This window comes from Dinghuibacter silviterrae (assembly GCF_004366355.1).
Classification (GTDB): domain Bacteria; phylum Bacteroidota; class Bacteroidia; order Chitinophagales; family Chitinophagaceae; genus Dinghuibacter; species Dinghuibacter silviterrae.
Window position 1 is genome coordinate 2127846 of sequence record NZ_SODV01000001.1, and the last position, 18838, is coordinate 2146683.

Below are 18838 nucleotides of genomic sequence, written 5' to 3' on the forward strand. Positions count from 1 at the left end.
GTTCGTATTTATTATATGAGCTTGACTAATGAGGAAAGGTTAAAGCGCCTTTTCGACACGGAACTATGGTCGGAAGAGGACAGGCGTTGGCTGTTGGACTACCTGGAAACGCAAGACCAGGAGGAGTTGCGCCGGCTAATGGACGCCCATTTCCAGGCGGAAGCGGCGGCGGACCGTGCGCATCCCCCGGAGGCGGAGCGCCTGCTGACACTCATTCATGAGCGCATACAGGGGAGAAAGGACAGGCCGTGGATCTTGACCCTGAAAAAACTCGCTGTGGCGGCGCTTGTCCTGCTCATGGCAGGAAGCGCCATTTTATACTTTCTACCGGGGCGCTCCCCGGCGACAATGCCACCGGCGGTTTCCGGTAATGCCCATGACCGGCCCCCAGGACGGAACAATGCGCTGCTTACCCTGGCAGACGGGCGCACCATTACACTGGATAGCGCCGCTGACGGCGGGTTGGCCCGGCAGGGAAACACCCAGGTGATCAAGCTGAACGGACAAATTGCCTACAAGGATGCCGGGGGTGCACAGGCCTTGTTCAATACCATCTCGACGGCCAACGGCAATCAATATCAACTCCTGTTGCCGGACGGTACAAAAGCATGGTTGAATGCGGCGTCTTCCATGCGGTTCCCCACTGCCTTTAATGGAAAGGAGCGACGGGTGGAGGTCACCGGGGAGGCCTATTTTGAAGTGGCGAAAAATCCGGCGATGCCTTTTACGATAGAAGCGGGGAATGGAGAGATAGAAGTGTTGGGGACGCATGTTGATATCAATGCCTATCCGGATGAACCCACGGTGAAAACCACTTTGCTGGAAGGAGCGGTTGCCGTTAAAAGAGCCGAAGCCCGGCAGGTGCTGGAGCCCGGTCAGCAGGCTGCGTTCAGCGCACAAGGGGGGATTACCCTTTCCAAAAATGTGGATGTTGCCCGGGAGACCGCCTGGAAAGACGGGTTCTTCTGGTTTGACAACACGGATATGCACACACTCATGAGACAGGTATCCAGGTGGTACGATGTGGACGTGACCTTCAAAGGGAATATAGAAGATGATGGATTCTCGGGGAAGATAAGGCGCGATGTGCCCTTGTCGAAATTTTTAAAAGTCCTTGAACAATATGATGTACACTTTACAATAGAGGGGAGAAAAATTACTGTACAGCCTTGAAAAAAAGCCAGTAGTGTGGGGACACTCCTGGCTGGACGTTCAGGCTTTCACAAACAAGCGGGTTGCACTGCTTATTATTTAACCTAAACCAATCAAAGGTATGTATTTACGATTGCTTTCCAAAACCCTGCAGATCATGAACATTACAGCGATTCTTCTACTGGCTGCCTGTTTGCAGGCTACCGCCATGGAGGGGTATTCTCAAAAGATTACCATTTCGCAAAAAAATGTTTCCCTAAAGACCGTCTTTAAGACCATCGAGCAGCAAAGCGACTACCAGTTCTTTTATAAGGACAAGTTGCTCAAGCAGGCAAAGAATGTGAATGTCAATGTAACAAATGCTTCTATCGATGAGGTGCTGTCTGTTTGCCTGCAAGGTCAGTCCCTGACGTATTCGATCATCGATAAAATTATTGTGATTAAAAAGGGGGCGCCGGTCGTTAGCCATGCACCCCCACCGGCCCCGGCTCCGGCCACGATCGAGATCCGGGGCGTTATCGTGTCGGATAGTACGGGATTGCCCCTGGCCGGTGTGTCCGTGAAGCTGAAGGGCACCGATAAAGGCACATTTACGGACCTCAACGGGAATTTTGTTTTACAGGCGCCGGACGCGGGCGCCGTCCTGGAAATTTCTTCTATCGGATATGATTCCCGGGAGGTCACTGTCACGAAGGAAGGGACGATCCGGATAGGGCTAAAAGTGGCGGCGGCCAAGATCGCCGAAGTAGTGATCGTCGGCTATGCCACGCAAGAGAAGCGCAAGCTCACCAGCGCCGTGGTCACCGTGTCGGGAGAGGAGCTCACCAAAAGGGTGGCGACCGACCCGACCTCTTTGTTGCAGGGACAACTGCCGGGCTTATCGGTGGTGCAGAATTCGGCGGAGCCGGGCAATGAGGATATTCAATTGCGCATCCGGGGGGTGGGGACGTTCAGCGGGGCTGGAACGAATCCGCTGATCATAGTGGATGGCCTGCCTGGCAACCTTTCCGTCATCAACCCGAATGACATTGAATCCGCAACCGTTCTTAAAGACGCCGCCTCGGCGGCGATTTACGGCTCCCGGGGTGCGAACGGGGTCATCGTGATCAAGACCAAAAAAGGGAGAGGGGGTGTTTTTGCCCTTACCTATAATGTCAACATCGGGTTGTCGACGCCTACCCGGCTGCCCCACCTGGTGACGAATTCTGCCGAGTACATGGCCTTGTCCAACGAAGCAGAGACGAATTCGGGGAATGCGCCGCTGTATACACAAGCCGAGATCGACCTGTATCAAAATGCTACGGACCGGGTCAAATATCCCAACCACAACTGGCTGAACGATATGTTTAAAACGGCGACCGTTCAAAATCACTATCTGAACCTGAGCGGGGGCAAGGAGGGCACGACCTATAGCCTGGGTCTTGGGTACACGGACCAGCCGGGGACCATGCTTGGTTTTTCTTATAAGAAATACACGGTAGACCTTGGACTATCTTCCAGGGTCAACAAAAGGGTGACGGTAGGCACCAACTTGCAGTTCCGTTATGGCAACCGTGTGTATCCGGAAGACAACAGCACAGACCTGTATATTGCGGCGCTTGCCCAATCCCCGTTATATCCCGCCCGGACAACCACAGGTTTGTGGATCTACAAGGCTTATAGCCAGGAACTGGGTAATAAAAACCCCGTGCTGACGGCAACGATGGCCCAGACCAATAACCCTGATTACTACGGTCAGGGGAACCTTTCCCTGGATGTGGATATCCTGAAAGGGTTAAAATGGGAGAACCGCGCGGGCGCCAGCTTTGATGTGGACAAAAGCAAAACCTTCATTCCAACCGTGCCCACCTATTATTACAGCGACCTGTCCTTTGCCGGTGACTTCAACCCTGGTACCAGCCTCGGCCTGACGGTGGGCGAGAACGACGAGATCCATACGACGATATACAGCCAGTTAAACTATAGAAGAAGTTTCGGGTTGCATAACCTCACCGTATTGGGCGGTGCGCAGGAGGAAGTAGACAACTACAGTCAATTGAATGCCTCCCGCATCGGTTTTCCCACCAATGACCTGACCGAACTGGACGCGGGTTCCGCCAGCGGGCAAACGAACGAGGGGACTTCTTCCGAGTGGGCCATACAATCCTTTTATGGTAATGTCAACTACGATTACGACGACAAATATCTTTTTGGATCCAGCGTCCGGTATGATGGTACCTCCCGTCTGCCGTCCGCCAGCCGTTGGGGGTTGTTCTACTCCTTTTCCGGCGCCTGGCGCCTGTCCAGCGAGGCTTTTCTAAAAAACGTCTCCTGGCTGAACGACCTCAAGGTCCGGGGATCCTGGGGTGAATTGGGCAATCAGAATATCGGGACATATCCCTATCAGTCCATTTTGTCACAGAACAGTTATGCCTTTGCCGGTACGGTCAGTACGGGTTTCACGGCTAATACGCTCGTGGATCCCAACCTGACCTGGGAAACGACCCGGGTGACCGATCTGGGGATCGACTTGGCCACCCTCAAGAACAGGCTCAGCTTCTCTGCCGATTGGTTTGACAAATACACCTTCAATATTTTGCGGGGTTCACAAGTGCCCCTCTGGTTGGGATTAAATGCACCGACCGTCAACAACGGGGCGGTCAGCAATAAGGGGTTTGAATTCAGCCTGAGGTACCAGGATCATATAGGAAGAGGGTTCAACTATTACGGGGTAGCCAACTTTCAGTTATACAGGAACAAGCTGGTGTCCTTCGGCACACCGGAGTATGGAGGCCCCGACGGCCAGACGATCATGGAGAACGGCAAACCGATCAACTCGTTTTATTTGTATGTCATGGACGGCATTTTTCAAAGCCAGGATGAGATCAACAAATCACCCGACCAGTCATCCCTGGGGGGGGTACCCACGCCCGGCGATATCAAATACAAGGATATCAACGGGGATGGCAAGGTAGACGTCAACGACCGGACCGTCGTGCCCGGCCAATACCCCAACTTCGAATATTCTTATACGATGGGGGCCAGCTATAAGGGTTTTGACGCGAGTGTTCAGTTGTATGGATCGCAGGGCAATAAACTTTATTTATACAAATGGGGGACGGATCCCTTCGCACAGGGCGCACCGCCGACAACGGACTGGCTCAACCGCTGGACACCTGCCCATCCCTCCACCACCATGCCCAAAATTTATATGGGGTATTATGGCTATCCGAAAATAACAGGGGTGCAGTCGACCTTTCATTTGTACAATGCCAGTTTTATGCGGATTAAAAACGTCATGCTGGGATATACCATACCCACCCGTCTCCTGAGAAGCACAAAATCGCTAAGAATCTATTTCTCGGTAGACAACGCGGCGCTGTTCACCCCGCTGAAACAAGGCACCGACCCCGAAAGACTGGATATTAACAATAAACCCGACGCCTGGTATGGATTCGCCAACTACCCGCAAAACAGGACGTTCACTTTCGGCGCCTCCGTTCAATTTTAAATAATAAATAACCAAAAATGACTTCCAAATATATATTCCTCGTAGGGATGGTGTGTATGGTATCTTGTAAAAAACTGGACCTTACCCCTACCTCCCAATTGTCCACCACGGTTTTCTGGAAAACGGCAAGCGATGCCGATCTTGCGCTGGCCGGGTTATACAATACCCTATATGCCAACAATGGCACGGTAGACCAGAATGCGCCCTATTGGTGGGACTGTTTTAGCGATAACGCCTATAGCCAGCATAGCCTGGGAGGCTCGCAAAACGCCCTGATTTCGGGGCTTACGCCCACCAGCGGGAACTACCAGTTGTTGTATTACCAGAATGGCTATATCGCCATCGCTGCGTGTAATTCCTTTCTCGCCAACGTCGGCAAGGTGCTGTCCGGCGATACGCTGAACCGGTATAAAGGAGAGGCTTTTTTCCTGCGGGGTTTTAATTATTTCTGGCTTGCCCAATTGTATGGCAATGTGCCGATCGTCACCGCCGACCCTATGACGATCAGCTACCAGAGCAAGATGGCCAAATCCCCCAGGGCGGATGTGTTGAAACAGGCCGAGAATGACTTTGACTCGGCCATCGCCTATCTGCCGGATACGAAATATACCACGGGGCACGCCGTCAAGGCGGCCGCGGAAGGTTTTCAGATAAGGTTGTACCTGTTTGAACAGCGATTTGCCGAAGCTGCCGCTATGGCGCAGACGATTATATCGGGCGGTTTGTTTTCGCTCAACCCGAATTATCCGTCCAACTTTTATAAGCCCGATCAGAAATCCAGCCCGGAGATTATGTTTTCCGTGCAATACCAGGCGCCTGCCGTACCCCATCCTTATTCCCTCAATGTATTGCTCATCGGGCCGGGTTGGAAGGATTGCCAGGGAACACAGGACATGATCAATGAATATGAACCGGGCGATCCCCGAAAAACCATGACCTTCTTTTTCCCGGGCGATGGAACCGCACAGGGGTGGCCTTACCCGGGCACCGTGGGAACCCCCGGTGTGAATGAGTGGGTGATTGGATTTTATCCTGGCAAAAAAGGCGTCGACCCCGCTGTAACAAACCCGACGCCCGGTTTACTGGACGACCAGGACTATGTATTGTTGCGGTATGCCGATATAGAATTGATGTATGCCGAAGCGCAGAACGAAGCGGTGGGTCCCGATGCCACTGTTTACCAACAGGTCAACGCCGTACGGGCCCGGCCGGGTGTCAATATGCCCCCTTTGCCCGCAGGCCTTTCGCAGGACTCCATGCGGGTGAGGATACGGCATGAAAGAAGGGTAGAGCTTGCCCTGGAAGGACTGCGGTATTTCGACCTGAGAAGATGGGGCATCGCCACACAGAAACTAAACGGGTTTATCCAAAATCCGACGACCCCGTCCGTAACGACCATGTACAAGGATATGTATGAATACTGGCCGCTGCCCCAAACGGAAATAGACCGCAACCAGCCGGAGCTGGTGCAGAACGACGGGTATTGAACCAGGTATTTTTACCCGTTTTATGTCTGTCCGCAGGGGTAAATATCCGTTTACGAAGGTATTCGATAACCGGCTATGAAATAGCTGGCGGAAGCGATATAATTTGTCGCTTATGAAAACATCATTCAAACTTTTGTGGAGGGCCGCCGCATTCGCTTTTGTGGCGGCCCTTGCTTGTACCAACGGCTGCCGCCCTTCCGCCGGGAATTCGGAGCCGAAACACCTGGAATACGGGGACAGTATTCCGTTGAGCCAGCTCCTCAAACCCTATGACTCTGCCAATGCCTGGATGTGTTACTATAATGGCTTTAGGGCACGGCATCCGGAAGTACGGGATTCCATTTTCGATTTTTGTACCATTCGTACGCGGGACGTGCTATTGTCGATGGGATTGGATTCCGCAACGGTCGCGCTGGTGGGGGACAAGATTAAGTTTGGAAAGGATACGGTCGCCCGGTTTATGCGCATCTCGGTTGGTTACGATACGGTGACGAGTAAACTGAGGGTCTTTTTTCAACCGGTTAAACACGTAAAGTTTGACAGCTCTGGAAACATCACCGACCCGGGTACGGCTTATTATTTCGACAGCACGGGGAAAATCTTTCATAGGGCGATTCCTTTTAATTGTGGGGCCGGTAAGCGGAGGAACAATGACACGACCGCGTTTGTCGCGGACCTGAATACGCCTTGTCCACCCGCTTGTAATCAGTCGCATGAGCAGTGATATGATCTTCCTGGTGGTATCGGACCTTCCGGTGGCGGTGGCGGCTGTTGCCGCTGCCGCTTTATACCGGAAGGCGGACACTGCGCTTAGGATCTTTTGTGGATTTGTTCTTTTCTCCGCAGCCATCCAGGCTTTGGCCATGATCATGGCTTTGCGGCATCACAACAACATGGTATTGCTGCATATATACACCCCGGTGGGATTTGTCCTGTTGGTGGCCTTTTACCGGGCGCTTTTGGGCGGAGCGGTTACAAAAGGGGTTTTTAGCGGGCTGGCGCTTTTATTTACTTTCTTTTCCATCATCAATACCCTTTTTTTTCAAAATATCCATACGTTCAATTCGTATGCGCTGACCGTCGAGTCCATCCTGATCATCATCATCACTTTATTTACCTTCTTTGTATCGCTGAGCAAAAGCAGGGTTTCGCTGGTGACAAAGTCCAACCTGAACGCCGTCGGCTGGATCAATTCGGGCCTGCTGGTTTATTATACATCCACGTTGCTGATTTTTTACCTGTCGAACTATATGCTCAAATTTTATAGTCTCAAATTCAATATGCATGCCTGGATGATGCATTCTATTTCGTCCATGGTCATGTACAGTTGTTTTATCGTCGGATTATGGAAGCAGTTATCGTCCCGTTTTCCATAGTGCTGTTCATTATCGCGGTGGGTGTCGTTTTGCTCTACCAGAATTTCCAGAAGAACCTCTACCAAAAGGAACTCGACAACGCCGCCATAAAGGCCAGACAGCAGGAGGAACTGCTGAGCAACAGCATCGAGGTACAGGAAGCCGAGCGGAAGCGGATTGCAGCGGATATGCACGACGAATTGGGTGCGGTATTCTCCATTACCCGGATGAACTTGTTGCTGTTGCTGAAAAAGGAGCCTTCTCCGGAAAAGATCGAGGCGCTTCAAAAGCTGGTCGGTCTTTCCGAGACGGGGCTTCAAACGGTCAGAACCATCAGCCATCAGTTGATGCCGCCCCAGTTGGAGGCGTTCGGTCTGGTCAAGACGCTGTCCTCCATTGCGGAGACGATGAACAAGGCCGGGCATATCCAGATATCGTTCGAGCAAAAAAGCCCGCTCCCTGTGCTGGAATGGATGACCACCCTTGGTTTGTACCGGATCATCATGGAGTGGATCGCCAACACGGTAAAACACGCTGGGGCAACGGAGATCTGTATCGAGCTGGCGGTTGTCAAAGAAACCCTGTACGTGACCTATATGGATAACGGCAGGGGCCTGGGCCCGGGGGACAGGCAGCGGGCGGGCATGGGTTTCAAAAATATAGAAGCTCGCGTGAATGCCATGAAAGGCACCTGTTACATCCTGGTGGCCCCTGGATTTAAAGCGGTTATTGAAATTCCGGTGTGATCAAAAAAAGTGAACCTATGGAAGGGAAAATCAAGCTGGGGATCGTGGAAGACCAGTCCCTTTTCCGGGAAGGCATCAAGGCGCTCCTGAAAAACTGGGATTGTTTTACCGTCGTATTCGAAAGCCCGGATGGCTTCTCGGTGATCGACCGGTTGAAACAAAGCCCGGTGGTGCCCGATGTGATGCTGGTCGATTTGTCGCTGCCTCCTCAGCTCAAAAAAGAATATACCGGGTTGCACGTCACCCTGGCTTTGCTGGAGCACTTTCCCGCCATCCGGATACTGATCCTATCCGTTCACGACGACGAGAACTTCATCTCGGAGCTGATCAAGCACGGTGCCCATGGCTACCTCGTCAAAGATGCCGACCCGGAGGAGGTCTATGAGGCGATCCTGTCCGTATATACCAAGGGATCTTATGTCAATGCCCGGACGTTGAGCGCCCTTCAGAACACCATGGGCCGGAAGGCAAAAACCAGAAAACTGCTCGTCAAGCTCTCGCGAAGGGAGCTGGAGATCCTGCAACTGACCTGTCAGCAGCTCACCGCCGAGGAAATCGGCAAAAGACTCTTTATCAGCGTCAAAACAGTCAATGGTCACCGGAACAACTTATTGCTGAAAACCGGCTCGAAAAACGTGGCGGGGCTTGTCCTTTTTGCGGTAAAAAACGACCTGGTGAATCTGGTATAGTCGTAATTTACGGTATGATCGACCTCGTTATCGACGCCCGTGAGGCCGCCATCAGCCCGCTCATGAAGGTGCAGCGCATTTTACCCTTCCGTCTCCGGCGAATGGTAGGGCCCTTTATTTTTTTGGATCATGCAGGCCCGGTACCCGCCATGACCGGGGTGACGGCTTCGATGGATGTGCTGCCGCACCCGCACATCGGTCTTTCGACGGTCAGCTACCTCTTTAGCGGAAAGGTAACCCACCGCGACAGCCTGGGCGTTGAGCAGGTGATCCGCCCCGGGGAAGTAAACTGGATGACGGCAGGGCGTGGCATCGCCCACTCGGAGCGCTTTGAAGACCCGGCGGTACTGGCCGGCGGCGGGCTGGAGATGATCCAAACCTGGGTGGCGCTGCCCGAAAAGGACGAAGAGTCGGCGCCCACTTTTGTCAACTATACCCCTGAACAACTCCCCGTGTATACCGACAAGGGGGTCTGGATGCGGTTGATCGCCGGTGATGCCTATGGTTTGGGCGGGCAGGTTCATACAAACTCCCCCTTGTTTTATCTCCACGTGGTGCTCGACGCCGGTGCGACCTTCGGCCTGCCCACCGGGTATTCCGAACGCGGTATTTATCTTGCCAAGGGTAGCGTGGAAGTAGCCGGTGTGGCTTACCATTCCGGGCAAATGTTGGTTTTTGGCGCTGGCCCCGACCCCATGATCCGGGCGCTCGAACATACCGTTTTAATGCTCCTGGGCGGAGAACCCCTGGGGGAGCGTTTTATCTGGTGGAATTTCGTCTCTTCCCGAAAGGAGCGCATCGAGCAGGCAAAAGAAGACTGGCGTCAGGGCCGGATCCTGCTACCGCCCAACGATAACCATGAGTTTATACCGCTGCCGGAAGATAAATCCCGGCCCGCGGGTAGCGCGCCCGCGGCGAATCCGCTTTCTTAGTATATTCGCGACTCTTTTATTCTGTACAATATGACACTTAGAAAAACCCAATTCGTACTCAGCCTTGCGGCTTGTGCCCTTTCCTTCTCCTGTAAGAAATCCGGATCTTCTGCGCTCACAGAATCCAACTCGTATGTAGTCAGTACTTTAGCCGGCGGCACCACCGGATTGGCCAATGGTACCGGTACCGCTGCAAAGTTTGACAATCCTCTCGGCGTGGCCGTCGACAACAGCGGTAACGTGTATGTGGCGGACTATTTCAATTGTGAAATCCGAAAGGTCACCCCGGCCGGTGTCGTCACCACTTTCGCCGGGAGTGGATCGCCGGGCGCGGCAGATGGCAACGATACGGCCGCCAGTTTCAATGGACCCGTCGGCATCGCCATTGATCAACAAGGCAATCTTTATGTGTCCGATCAGAACAATCATAAAATCCGTAAGATCACGCCTGCCGGCGTCGTCAGTACCCTCGCCGGTAACGGTAAAGCCGCGTCCGTGGATGGTGCCGACACCGCGGCCAGCTTTATCCAGCCTGACGGTATTGGGGTGGACGGCAGCGGCAATGTGTATGTGGCAGATCGAAAAGGTTTTAAGATCCGAAAGATCACGCCTGCCGGCTTGGTGACGACCTTTGCGGGTAGCGGTTCCTCCGGCTCTGCCGGTGGTACCGGCACAGCCGCCAGCTTTGACCTGCCCACCGGGCTTTGTGTGGACGGCAGCGGTAATGTGTATGTAACGGATGATGGCGACTACCTGATCCGTAAGATTACGCCGGCCGGCGCGGTCAGCACCCTCGCCGGTAATATCGGCGTATCGGATACCACCGACGGCATGGGTACGGCGGCTACTTTTGGGCTGCCTTATATGATAGCGGCAGACCGCAATGGTTATTTATACGTGACCGATGCATCCAATGCCACCGTCCGTAAAGTCTCTCCGGCCGGGTTGGTCACGACCATCGCCGGTAGCAACGAAAACCAGGGAACGACGGATGGGCCGGGCAACATTGCCCTTTTCCAAAGCCCTTCCGGGGTGGCGGTAGACGGCAACGGAGACGTCTATGTCTCCGACCTGGTCAACGCCAATATCCGAAAGCTGACACAGCAATAGCCTTAATCATTGAGGAGGAGACAGGCGTCCCAGCCGAAATCCCCGGTGATATAACTCAATAGTACCAGCCCGATACCGGCGCTCCCTTCGAGCAAACTGGTATCGGGTTCAAACATTTGGGTCGCGGGGTTATACTTTTTGTACCCGGAGCGGACATCCAGGTGAAAGCCCCAGGCAAGGGTCATCTCGATCCAGTAGTCCGCGGCTTCCCTGAATAAAGAGTCCCCGGTCTTATGCGCGATCTTGCCGAATATATGCGCGACCCCGGCGGCCCCATGGCAAAGGGCCCCATCCGAGACACGGGTGCGCCGGTAACCCCGCCGCCCGGCCGCATGACGGAGTACGCCCATGGCAAAATCGATCAGCATCGGGTCGCCAAAAGTCATCCCCGCCTGGTACAGCACGTACCCGATGCCCAGGTCGCCATTACACCAGGCCAGCCTGGCACCGGGGAAGTAGCTCAGCTCCGTGTCTTCATTCACATGATCCAGCAGGTACTGGATCAGATCCCAGGCCATTTCTCCGGCTTCCATCCGGCAGAGGCCCGCGTTGTAACATTCCAGGCAGAATTTGAGGATACTGGCCAGGCCGTGCGCCAGACTAAGGTCCGAGGTTCTTTGCTTTTTAAGGGATGCTAAGAATCGCAGAAAGAATGATTCTGGCGGCCTTTTGGCGTCCAGTAGAAACGCATGGGCCAGCCCGATCGCCCCATGAAGGAAGTCGTAATTGCCCTTTTCCAACATCTCCAACGCTTCCTCCGGAAGGAAGCCCCCCAGTTGCGGGTCCTCCAGCATCTGCCGGTCCGCCAGGAACCGGTAAAACCACCGTATTCCTGACGTCCCTGAGCAGAATGTCCGGTTGGGATAGGTTGCTGCGGCTTCGGCTATGAGATGCACCTCTTTTCCCAGCCGCTTTGTGATGTCAGAAGCACCCTGATATTTCAGGTAGTGAAATTTAAACAAGGCCTTGCCTGCACGGCCGGACATGAGGGCGGGGAGACCATCGGGCCCCTCCGCCTCCAGTTCGGCATAGATTTTTCTGAGTGCTTTTTCTGCTCGTTCCCTGATATCCGTCATAAAAGGAACAGGCACATCGTTTTCATGGCGTAAGTATTATGACGCCACCTCCCCGGATGGGCCGGATACCGCGGGGACGCAGCTGTATCTGATTTTTTTTCGATTGTTTAGCAATTTGAACTAAATCTAGGATATGGGAAAGGGATGGGAAGGGGTATTATATAACTGCGTCTTTTTCTCAATAAGTGCGGGTTTCCACCCATCGGCGTAGGGAACATGAGAAGAATCGATGTGTTAATGCTTTATTAATGCATTATTATCGTTGTAGTTATAGTTTTACCGGGTATGCGCAAAACAATAGCTTATCTGGGTTTGTTGATGGCCTCGTTTACCGCAACGGCGCAACGTACGGAGTATGCGGGTGTTTTTGCTCCTGCCGGTGCGGCGGAGCAACTGCGGCAGGCGGAGCAGCCTTTCAGGGACAATATCTGTCTCGATGGCCTTTGGCAGTTCGCCCCGGAGCGCCTGCCCGCCGGGTTTAAGGAGGGGTATGACGCCGCGCCCGCCCTTGATCCGGCTGATAAGGCCGTATGGAGCGAGACCCCCATTCGCATCCCTTCGCCCTGGAATGTAAACAGCTTTGCTTATAAAGACGGGCAGGGCGGTGATTTTCGCAGCTATCCCAGCTACCCAAGGGAATGGGAAACCTGCAAAATGGGCTGGCTCAGGAAGACCTTTACGTTACCGGCGGGTTGGCACGGGCGGCGCATCCTGTTGCACTTTGAAGCCGTGGCCGGCGACGCGGAAGTTATCGTGAACGGTAAAACCGTGGGGAGCCACTTTGGCATTTTCCTGCCTTTTGATATAGACATTACCGGCGTTGCCCGGCCGGGGATGGACAACGAACTGCTGGTGGGCGTTCGCAAGGCGTCGTTGTTCGATCGCCGCGGACCCTACGGACGCCGCACGTATCAGGCCGGGTCGTTTTGGGGGCAGCATATTGCCGGGATCTGGCAGGATGTATTTGTAAAGGCCCTGCCCGTTACCCATGTCGAAGACGTGTTTGTCCAGCCCCGCGTGGATGCCGACACGCTGGAAGCTGTGCTGACGCTGGTCAATGCGGGGGACCAAGAAGCGGACCTGTCGCTGGAAGCCACGGTGTCGCCCTGGGAGGCCTCCGGGGAGAATGCACTGTCGATACCTGGTTTCACTGCCGTGGTTCCGGCGCATGGGGAAAAAAAGATAGTGCTATCGGCAGCCGTCAGGGGACGGTTAGCATACTGGTCGCCGGATAGCCCCCGGCTGTATACCCTTGGCATAGAAGTGCGGTCAAATGGTCGTCCCGTCGACAAAAAATATACCCGTTTTGGTTGGAGACAGGTAAGCCTCCAGGGCACCCAAGTGTTGTTGAATGGAAAACCCATCGTCCTGCGCGGGGATTCCTGGCATTTTCTCGGCATACCGCAAATGACGCCCCGCTATGCAAGCGCGTGGTACCAGGCCATGCGTGACGCGGGTTTGAATGCCGTACGCCTGCACGCGGAACCGTATCCTTCGTTTTACCTCGACATCGCCGACGAGCTAGGCATCCTGGTGCTCGACGAAACCGCCATCTGGGCCAGCGACGGCGGGCCAAAGCTCGACGATCCCCTGTATTGGCAGGATACCAAAGCGCATTTATCCGGCCTGATCCTGCGCGACCGCAACCATCCATCGGTCTTCGGCTGGAGCGTGTCCAACGAGGTCATGCCCGTCGTGAAGAATGTTTTCCATAATCCACCCGGTATGGCGGATACCCTCCTGACTTATGACGGGGAATGGTTGGCCATCTGCCGCCAGCTCGATCCGACCCGTACCTGGATTTCCGCCGATGGTGAAGAGGACGGCCAGGGACGCTTCCCTGTATATGTTGTCCACTACGGCGGCCTGGACGCCATGAACCGGGCGCAGAAAAACGGCAAACCCTGGGGCGTAGGGGAGGCCGGCAATGCCTATTACGGCACACCCGAGCAGGTGGCCCAAACCGATGGCCTGCGCGCCTACGCATCCTTCGAAGGGCGGATGGAGGGCGTGGCCGCTTCGTCCTACCGGTCGCTGATCGCCCAAAAGGAACGCAACGCCATTTATCAAAGCGTGTTCAATATGGTGTGGTACGGGCTTCGGCCACTCCCATTGGGCATGAAGGACACCACGCGGCCCCCTCAACTGGAAGACGGGGTTTATTTTACCCATTTTAAAGAGGGTGAACCGGGAGTACAACCCGAGCGCCTGGGTCCCTACTGTACCACGCTGAATCCCGGCTACGACCCGCGCTTGCCGGTGTATCGCACCTGGCCCTTGTTCGATGCCATCCGGGATGCCGCCACCGGGGCAAATTTTGGAAGATGGAGGGCGGATACACCAGTAGCAGCGGCCAAGCCACGTGTTGCGCCCGCCGGGGAGGCACTGTTTATCGACGCTGGGCATCTGCCGTCCTTGCCGTCCGCCGCGCATTTGCCCTCCTCCGCCGACGTTCATCGCGTGGCGTCCGCCGGGGGAACGGTCGTCGTATGGGGTGTGCGCCCCGAAACGCTTGCCACTTTAAACGAGCTGCTGCGGGTTAAATTGACGCTCTATGCGCGGAAAGCTTCTTCGCTGTTGCCCGTGGGTCAGGATCGTATTACCGCCGGATTGACGGCCGCCGATCTTTATTTCTCGGAGCTGCAGCCGCCGGAGATCGTCGACTATACGCTCGGCCTGGCCGGGCAAAGCCGGGTCTTGTTACAGGCATGCGGGACGGACTGGCTACAGTGGAACAAACAGCCCGAATATGCCAAGACCGCCATGGTGCTGCGATCCGAGCTCGAAGCCAAGCCGCCCGGCGCCGTACTCATCGAAGGGCCGATGGGCAACGGCAGGCTGGTGGTCAGCACCCTGCCCGTCGCCCCAAGGGGAGAGAAAGCCGCGAAGGCGGTGCGGATGCTGCTCGCCAACCTGGGAGTGCATCCGAACGACACCGGTACGACAGGAAGACCCCTGCTGCCGGGCGGGGCGCTGGCCATCGGCGAAGCGACCGAATTCTGGGTATTGAGTCCGCGCTCGTTGGATGACCTGCTCAGCGAACCGAATATCCCCGTAGTGAACCTCGAAGCGGATCATGCGGGTGAAGTACGGCTGAATGATGTGCTTGTGCTCAAGGGCAAAGGCGTGGCCAAAGCGCTGCGACTGCACCAAGGGTGGAACCACTTTGTTGTTAAGGGAGACCTTCAGGCGAGGTTGACGTGCAACCAGCCTGAGTTTTTGAAGGTGTTGGATTCGTCGTTTGACAAGCCGTAAGTGACTTTATCTGAAATAATTATTCACCGCAAACGTATACTGCTCAACAAACAGCTTTTTATAAGCTGACAGATTATTCTGTTCATAGAAAAGTATCATTGCCTTTTTATAGTCCACAGGCTTAACGCTGCGATAAGACAACGGACAAAAGCCATTTTCAATCAAAATCCCGTTGCTGGTAATGCGACCGGTCCTTTTATTTCCATCCTCAAATGGTTGGATATAGGAAATGAATAACACGGCTAACAATGCCTTTTCAAAAATGGAGGAACGTAGATTGATTATTTCACAAGCCCGGTCCAGGTATTCACGGATCTGGAATTCGTTCTCCGGGGGTGTATAGCTCGTTCCTGTTATTCCGACAATCCGTTTACGAATGTTTTTGCTTACTCCGAGGTCTGCAATCAATAGGGAATGAATATTCTCGATGGCGCTTGTACGTAATGGGTTTAATACGAGTCTTCCTTCGTAAATGTAGTCCAACGCTGTTTTGTGATTGAGCAACATGGTGGCCTCATCCTTGGCTTTTCCTTCAGCAGGAACATTTTCAGACAGAAGAACTTCTGTTTCCAGCAGGCTATAAGTGTTTCCTTCGATTTGGGATGACTTCCAACTGAGCTCTATCGTAAGACGGTTTCTTTCCTTTCTTATGATATCTTGTGGCAGGGTCCGGATGCGCTCACGGAAATCCCTTTGAAGAGCATTCAGTTGATCTAATTCTCCCTTTGTAAATATGTCTACCTTTTCTAAGTAAGTGAATACTTCGGGATCAATTCTCTTGTTTCCCTTGCGTTCATCGATGTCTTTGTCGAAATAAGAGTCGCCAACGTTTCCGTAAATAAAGCGGTATGCCGGAGCTACCATGTAAACCGTCGCGCGCCCTTGGCCAGTTCTTAATAATAAATGGTTGTCTACCAATGACTTGAGGTCTCTGTTGACTGTCGAGACGGGCGGTTGATCCGGTAGATGTTTTAAAATATCAGCGATCCCGGCTTCGGGATTTTCTAATATCCAGTCAAGTATTTGCCGTTTTCGGGCACTTAATTCCATAGATTATTCCTTTCCTCTCAAAAATAGGCTTTTTTCCTCTCATTTTGAAAGGGAAACCACTAGGAAATGAGAGGAAAACAGCAAAGCAACTGCTGAAAAATCTTCGCCTGATGGCTCCGAGCCCAACTGTTGCGATTGCCAATGCTGCATCGCACTAGTCATCACTTCGTACGATCTTCGTAAATGCCGATCATCAGGAGCCAGGCTCCCGAAATGAGAAACGCGAATAAAACAATGATACCGATCGCTGCGATGAAAAACCCCGAGCTATATCCGAGGATAAGGAAAATCGCGCCTATCACTTCAGCGATGTAACATATGGTGCCACCGGAAAGTCGCGGCAAGTTTAATCCAATGGAACTCATGCCCGACCTGATGGCTATAACATAGCCTCTGATGAAGATGACAGTGGCGATGAGCCAGAGCATAAGCCACTCAACGCCGAGCGCCCAAAGATATTGATCCCCTATAAGCGCAAAACAGCTGGCCATGAAAATGGCCGTGAAGCCCGTCAGCATGTTTATCGCCCGGTTTTTATGCGTGGTGTTTCGGATAATGATTTCGTGATTGATCGACATCGCGACGAAAATCAGACCGGCAAGAGCTGCGGCGCCGCCGCCGACCATCACAAAAAAGTTATTCCATTGCTCTGGCATAACGTGTATTCTTTATGCAGCTGAATTTAAGCTTTAAATTTGAATATGCCATTGGAACATGAACCCGAACTGATGCCCATTACAGACGGAAATGTTGGAGAATTACATTCCCTGATCTGGGAATCGACACGTGATGGTTATCTTTTTTTACAAAGAACAATCGATGATTGGTATAGCGGTGCGAACAAGTTTGATAAGCCGGGTGAAAAGTTATGGGGATTGTTCACAGGAAAGGACCTGGTCGGTGTCGGCGGCCTGAATATAGATCCTTATAGCCTCACACCAAAGGTGGGCCGGGTGCGGCACCTGTATGTTCGGAAGGATCAGCGCCGGGCGGGTTGTGCGACTATAATAATGAATAAAATAATGGAGGAGGCTCGCCAAAACTTTACCGTATTGCGCCTATTCACGGATGATCCGGCGGCTTCGGTGTTTTACGAAAAATTGGGGTTTGAAAGAACCAGGGAGTATAAGGTGAGCCATTGTATGGCGCTTCCGGGGGACTGGATTACCTCCGCCGCTTCGCGGCTTCGGTGATCCAATACGTCCTGCGGGGGGGCTTCATCGCACCGGCCCCTCGCGCCTTCGGCGCTAGGTTTTTTCATTCATGAGCGGTAGCGAGCTTGCTCGCGGACGCGCATGAACGAAAAAACCCCTCAGCTTTAGCTGAGGGGTCTAACGTGATGTGCCCAGGACTGGATTCGAACCAGCACACCTCGCGGCGCTGCTACCTGAAAACAGTGCGTCTACCAATTTCGCCACCTGGGCAGGTGATCTTGTAGATCGGGGTGCAAATATACGGGTTTTTGGGATTTGGGAAATAAATTTTTAGGACTTTTGCGGGCACTATGCGGTTCCTGATCATACAAACGGCTTTCTTGGGAGATGTGGTGTTGGCCACGCCCTTGATCGAAAAACTAAGGGCGTTTTATCCAGAGGATAGGATCGATTTCCTGGTGCGGAAGGGGAATGAGTCGTTGCTGAAAGATCATCCGCTGCTGGACGAGGTGTTGGTGTGGAATAAGAAGGAGCATAAGATGCGGAACCTGTGGGGGATGATGCGGAAGGTGCGGGTAAGGCGGTATGACTACGTGATCAATTTGCAGCGGTTTGCGTCTTCGGGGTTGATCACGGTGTTTTCTGGGGCGTATACGATCGGGTTTGACAAGAATCCGTTGTCGCGGTATTTTAAGGAAAAGAAGCCGCACGTGATCGGCACGGACCCGAAGCACTATAAGCACGAAGTGGAAAGGAACCTGTCTTTGATCGAGGGGTTGACGGACGGGGCGATGGTGCGGCCGAAGTTGTATCCCTCCGAAGGAGACTATCAAAAGGTGGCGACGCGTAAAAACGGCCCGTATATCACGATGAGCCCGGCCTCGGTTTGGTTTACCAAGCAGTTGGCGCGGGAGAAGTGGGTGGAGTTGATCAAGTCAACAGACGCGGGGCAAAAAATATACCTGCTGGGGGCGCCGGGCGACCAGGCATTATGCGAAGGCATCTTACAAGAAGCGGGGCACCCGAACGCGGTATCGCTTTGCGGCCAGTTGAGCTTATTGCAGTCTGCGGCACTGATGCGGGACGCACGAATGAATTACGTCAATGATTCGGCGCCGATGCACCTGGCGTCGGCCATGAATGCGCCGGTGACGGCCGTGTATTGCTCGACGGTGCCTTATTTCGGGTTTGGGCCGCTTTCGGATGTGTCCCGGGTGGTGGAAACGCCGGAGGCACTGGATTGCAGGCCTTGCGGGCTGCACGGGTACAGGGCTTGCCCGAAGGGGCATTTCAAGTGCGCGTACACGATACCGGTGGCGCTACTGAAAGGCGACCTTTAGGG

General features: G+C 53.7%; 15 protein-coding genes and 1 tRNA gene. 12 read left to right on the top strand and 4 right to left on the bottom strand.

Going from position 1 to position 18838, the window contains the following annotated elements:
- The first annotated feature begins 15 nt into the window (after nt 1-15).
- The 9 genes from EDB95_RS09510 (at nt 16) to EDB95_RS09550 (ending at nt 10961) form a co-directional block, all read left to right on the top strand.
- On the top strand, nt 16-1173 hold the full coding sequence (locus EDB95_RS09510; RefSeq protein WP_133992988.1) for a FecR family protein: 1158 nt from the start codon (nt 16-18) through the stop codon (nt 1171-1173).
- A 100-nt stretch (nt 1174-1273) separates the two neighbouring features.
- On the top strand, nt 1274-4642 hold the full coding sequence (locus EDB95_RS09515; protein WP_133992990.1) for a TonB-dependent receptor: 3369 nt from the start codon (nt 1274-1276) through the stop codon (nt 4640-4642).
- Between the two features lie 17 nt (nt 4643-4659).
- The gene (locus EDB95_RS09520) at nt 4660-6129 is read left to right on the top strand and encodes a RagB/SusD family nutrient uptake outer membrane protein (RefSeq protein WP_133992992.1); all 1470 of its coding nucleotides are present in this window, start codon (nt 4660-4662) and stop codon (nt 6127-6129) included.
- 112 nt (nt 6130-6241) lie between these two features.
- Nucleotides 6242-6853, top strand: a complete 612-nt coding sequence (locus tag EDB95_RS09525; protein WP_133992994.1) for a hypothetical protein — start codon at nt 6242-6244, stop codon at nt 6851-6853.
- Entirely contained in the window at nt 6843-7505 is a 663-nt protein-coding gene (locus EDB95_RS09530; RefSeq protein ID WP_133992996.1) for a hypothetical protein, read from the top strand. Before EDB95_RS09525 ends, EDB95_RS09530 begins: the two co-directional genes overlap by 11 nt.
- Nucleotides 7475-8230, top strand: a complete 756-nt coding sequence (locus tag EDB95_RS09535) for a sensor histidine kinase (RefSeq protein ID WP_133992997.1) — start codon at nt 7475-7477, stop codon at nt 8228-8230. The genes EDB95_RS09530 and EDB95_RS09535 overlap by 31 nt, the downstream gene beginning before the upstream one ends.
- 17 nt (nt 8231-8247) lie before the next feature.
- Nucleotides 8248-8919 (top strand): response regulator transcription factor, encoded by a 672-nt coding sequence (locus tag EDB95_RS09540; protein ID WP_133992999.1) that lies wholly within the window; start codon nt 8248-8250, stop codon nt 8917-8919.
- 14 nt (nt 8920-8933) lie between these two features.
- The gene (locus EDB95_RS09545; RefSeq protein ID WP_133993001.1) at nt 8934-9851 is read left to right on the top strand and encodes a pirin family protein; all 918 of its coding nucleotides are present in this window, start codon (nt 8934-8936) and stop codon (nt 9849-9851) included.
- 30 nt (nt 9852-9881) lie between these two features.
- On the top strand, nt 9882-10961 hold the full coding sequence (locus EDB95_RS09550; protein ID WP_133993003.1) for an NHL repeat-containing protein: 1080 nt from the start codon (nt 9882-9884) through the stop codon (nt 10959-10961).
- Between the two features lie 2 nt (nt 10962-10963).
- On the opposite strand, the gene EDB95_RS09555 is transcribed toward EDB95_RS09550, so the two are convergent.
- Nucleotides 10964-12037, bottom strand: coding sequence for a lanthionine synthetase LanC family protein (locus EDB95_RS09555; protein ID WP_133993005.1), 1074 nt, complete (start codon nt 12035-12037; stop codon nt 10964-10966).
- A gap of 285 nt (nt 12038-12322) precedes the next feature.
- On the opposite strand from EDB95_RS09555, the gene EDB95_RS09560 reads away from it, so the two are divergent.
- Nucleotides 12323-15292 (top strand): glycoside hydrolase family 2 protein, encoded by a 2970-nt coding sequence (locus tag EDB95_RS09560; RefSeq protein WP_133993007.1) that lies wholly within the window; start codon nt 12323-12325, stop codon nt 15290-15292.
- Between the two features lie 6 nt (nt 15293-15298).
- Here the strand turns inward: EDB95_RS09560 and EDB95_RS09565 are convergent, their stop codons facing one another.
- Complete coding sequence (locus tag EDB95_RS09565; RefSeq protein WP_133993009.1) at nt 15299-16342, bottom strand: Fic family protein; 1044 nt, start codon at nt 16340-16342, stop codon at nt 15299-15301.
- A gap of 161 nt (nt 16343-16503) precedes the next feature.
- Nucleotides 16504-16998, bottom strand: coding sequence for a hypothetical protein (locus tag EDB95_RS09570; RefSeq protein ID WP_133993011.1), 495 nt, complete (start codon nt 16996-16998; stop codon nt 16504-16506).
- Between the two features lie 45 nt (nt 16999-17043).
- Between EDB95_RS09570 and EDB95_RS09575 the strand changes: the two genes are divergently transcribed.
- Nucleotides 17044-17535, top strand: a complete 492-nt coding sequence (locus tag EDB95_RS09575) for a GNAT family N-acetyltransferase (RefSeq protein WP_133993013.1) — start codon at nt 17044-17046, stop codon at nt 17533-17535.
- A gap of 149 nt (nt 17536-17684) precedes the next feature.
- On the opposite strand, the gene EDB95_RS09580 is transcribed toward EDB95_RS09575, so the two are convergent.
- Nucleotides 17685-17766: transfer RNA gene (locus EDB95_RS09580), tRNA-Leu, on the bottom strand.
- An 80-nt stretch (nt 17767-17846) separates the two neighbouring features.
- On the opposite strand from EDB95_RS09580, the gene EDB95_RS09585 reads away from it, so the two are divergent.
- The gene (locus tag EDB95_RS09585) at nt 17847-18836 is read left to right on the top strand and encodes a glycosyltransferase family 9 protein (protein ID WP_133993015.1); all 990 of its coding nucleotides are present in this window, start codon (nt 17847-17849) and stop codon (nt 18834-18836) included.
- Nucleotides 18837-18838 lie beyond the last annotated feature (2 nt).

What these genes read in the sequence shown, in the direction of transcription:
- EDB95_RS09565 (WP_133993009.1), bottom strand. Translation starts at nt 16,342, where the DNA reads ATGGAATTAAGTGCCCGAAAACGGCAAATACTTGACTGGATATTAGAA.
- EDB95_RS09585 (WP_133993015.1), top strand. Translation starts at nt 17,847, where the DNA reads ATGCGGTTCCTGATCATACAAACGGCTTTCTTGGGAGATGTGGTGTTG.
- EDB95_RS09510 (WP_133992988.1), top strand. Translation starts at nt 16, where the DNA reads ATGAGCTTGACTAATGAGGAAAGGTTAAAGCGCCTTTTCGACACGGAA.
- EDB95_RS09545 (WP_133993001.1), top strand. Translation starts at nt 8,934, where the DNA reads ATGATCGACCTCGTTATCGACGCCCGTGAGGCCGCCATCAGCCCGCTC.
- EDB95_RS09530 (WP_133992996.1), top strand. Translation starts at nt 6,843, where the DNA reads ATGAGCAGTGATATGATCTTCCTGGTGGTATCGGACCTTCCGGTGGCG.
- EDB95_RS09525 (WP_133992994.1), top strand. Translation starts at nt 6,242, where the DNA reads ATGAAAACATCATTCAAACTTTTGTGGAGGGCCGCCGCATTCGCTTTT.
- EDB95_RS09555 (WP_133993005.1), bottom strand. Translation starts at nt 12,037, where the DNA reads ATGACGGATATCAGGGAACGAGCAGAAAAAGCACTCAGAAAAATCTAT.
- EDB95_RS09515 (WP_133992990.1), top strand. Translation starts at nt 1,274, where the DNA reads ATGTATTTACGATTGCTTTCCAAAACCCTGCAGATCATGAACATTACA.
- EDB95_RS09570 (WP_133993011.1), bottom strand. Translation starts at nt 16,998, where the DNA reads ATGCCAGAGCAATGGAATAACTTTTTTGTGATGGTCGGCGGCGGCGCC.
- EDB95_RS09575 (WP_133993013.1), top strand. Translation starts at nt 17,044, where the DNA reads ATGCCATTGGAACATGAACCCGAACTGATGCCCATTACAGACGGAAAT.
- EDB95_RS09550 (WP_133993003.1), top strand. Translation starts at nt 9,882, where the DNA reads ATGACACTTAGAAAAACCCAATTCGTACTCAGCCTTGCGGCTTGTGCC.
- EDB95_RS09560 (WP_133993007.1), top strand. Translation starts at nt 12,323, where the DNA reads ATGCGCAAAACAATAGCTTATCTGGGTTTGTTGATGGCCTCGTTTACC.
- EDB95_RS09520 (WP_133992992.1), top strand. Translation starts at nt 4,660, where the DNA reads ATGACTTCCAAATATATATTCCTCGTAGGGATGGTGTGTATGGTATCT.
- EDB95_RS09535 (WP_133992997.1), top strand. Translation starts at nt 7,475, where the DNA reads ATGGAAGCAGTTATCGTCCCGTTTTCCATAGTGCTGTTCATTATCGCG.
- EDB95_RS09540 (WP_133992999.1), top strand. Translation starts at nt 8,248, where the DNA reads ATGGAAGGGAAAATCAAGCTGGGGATCGTGGAAGACCAGTCCCTTTTC.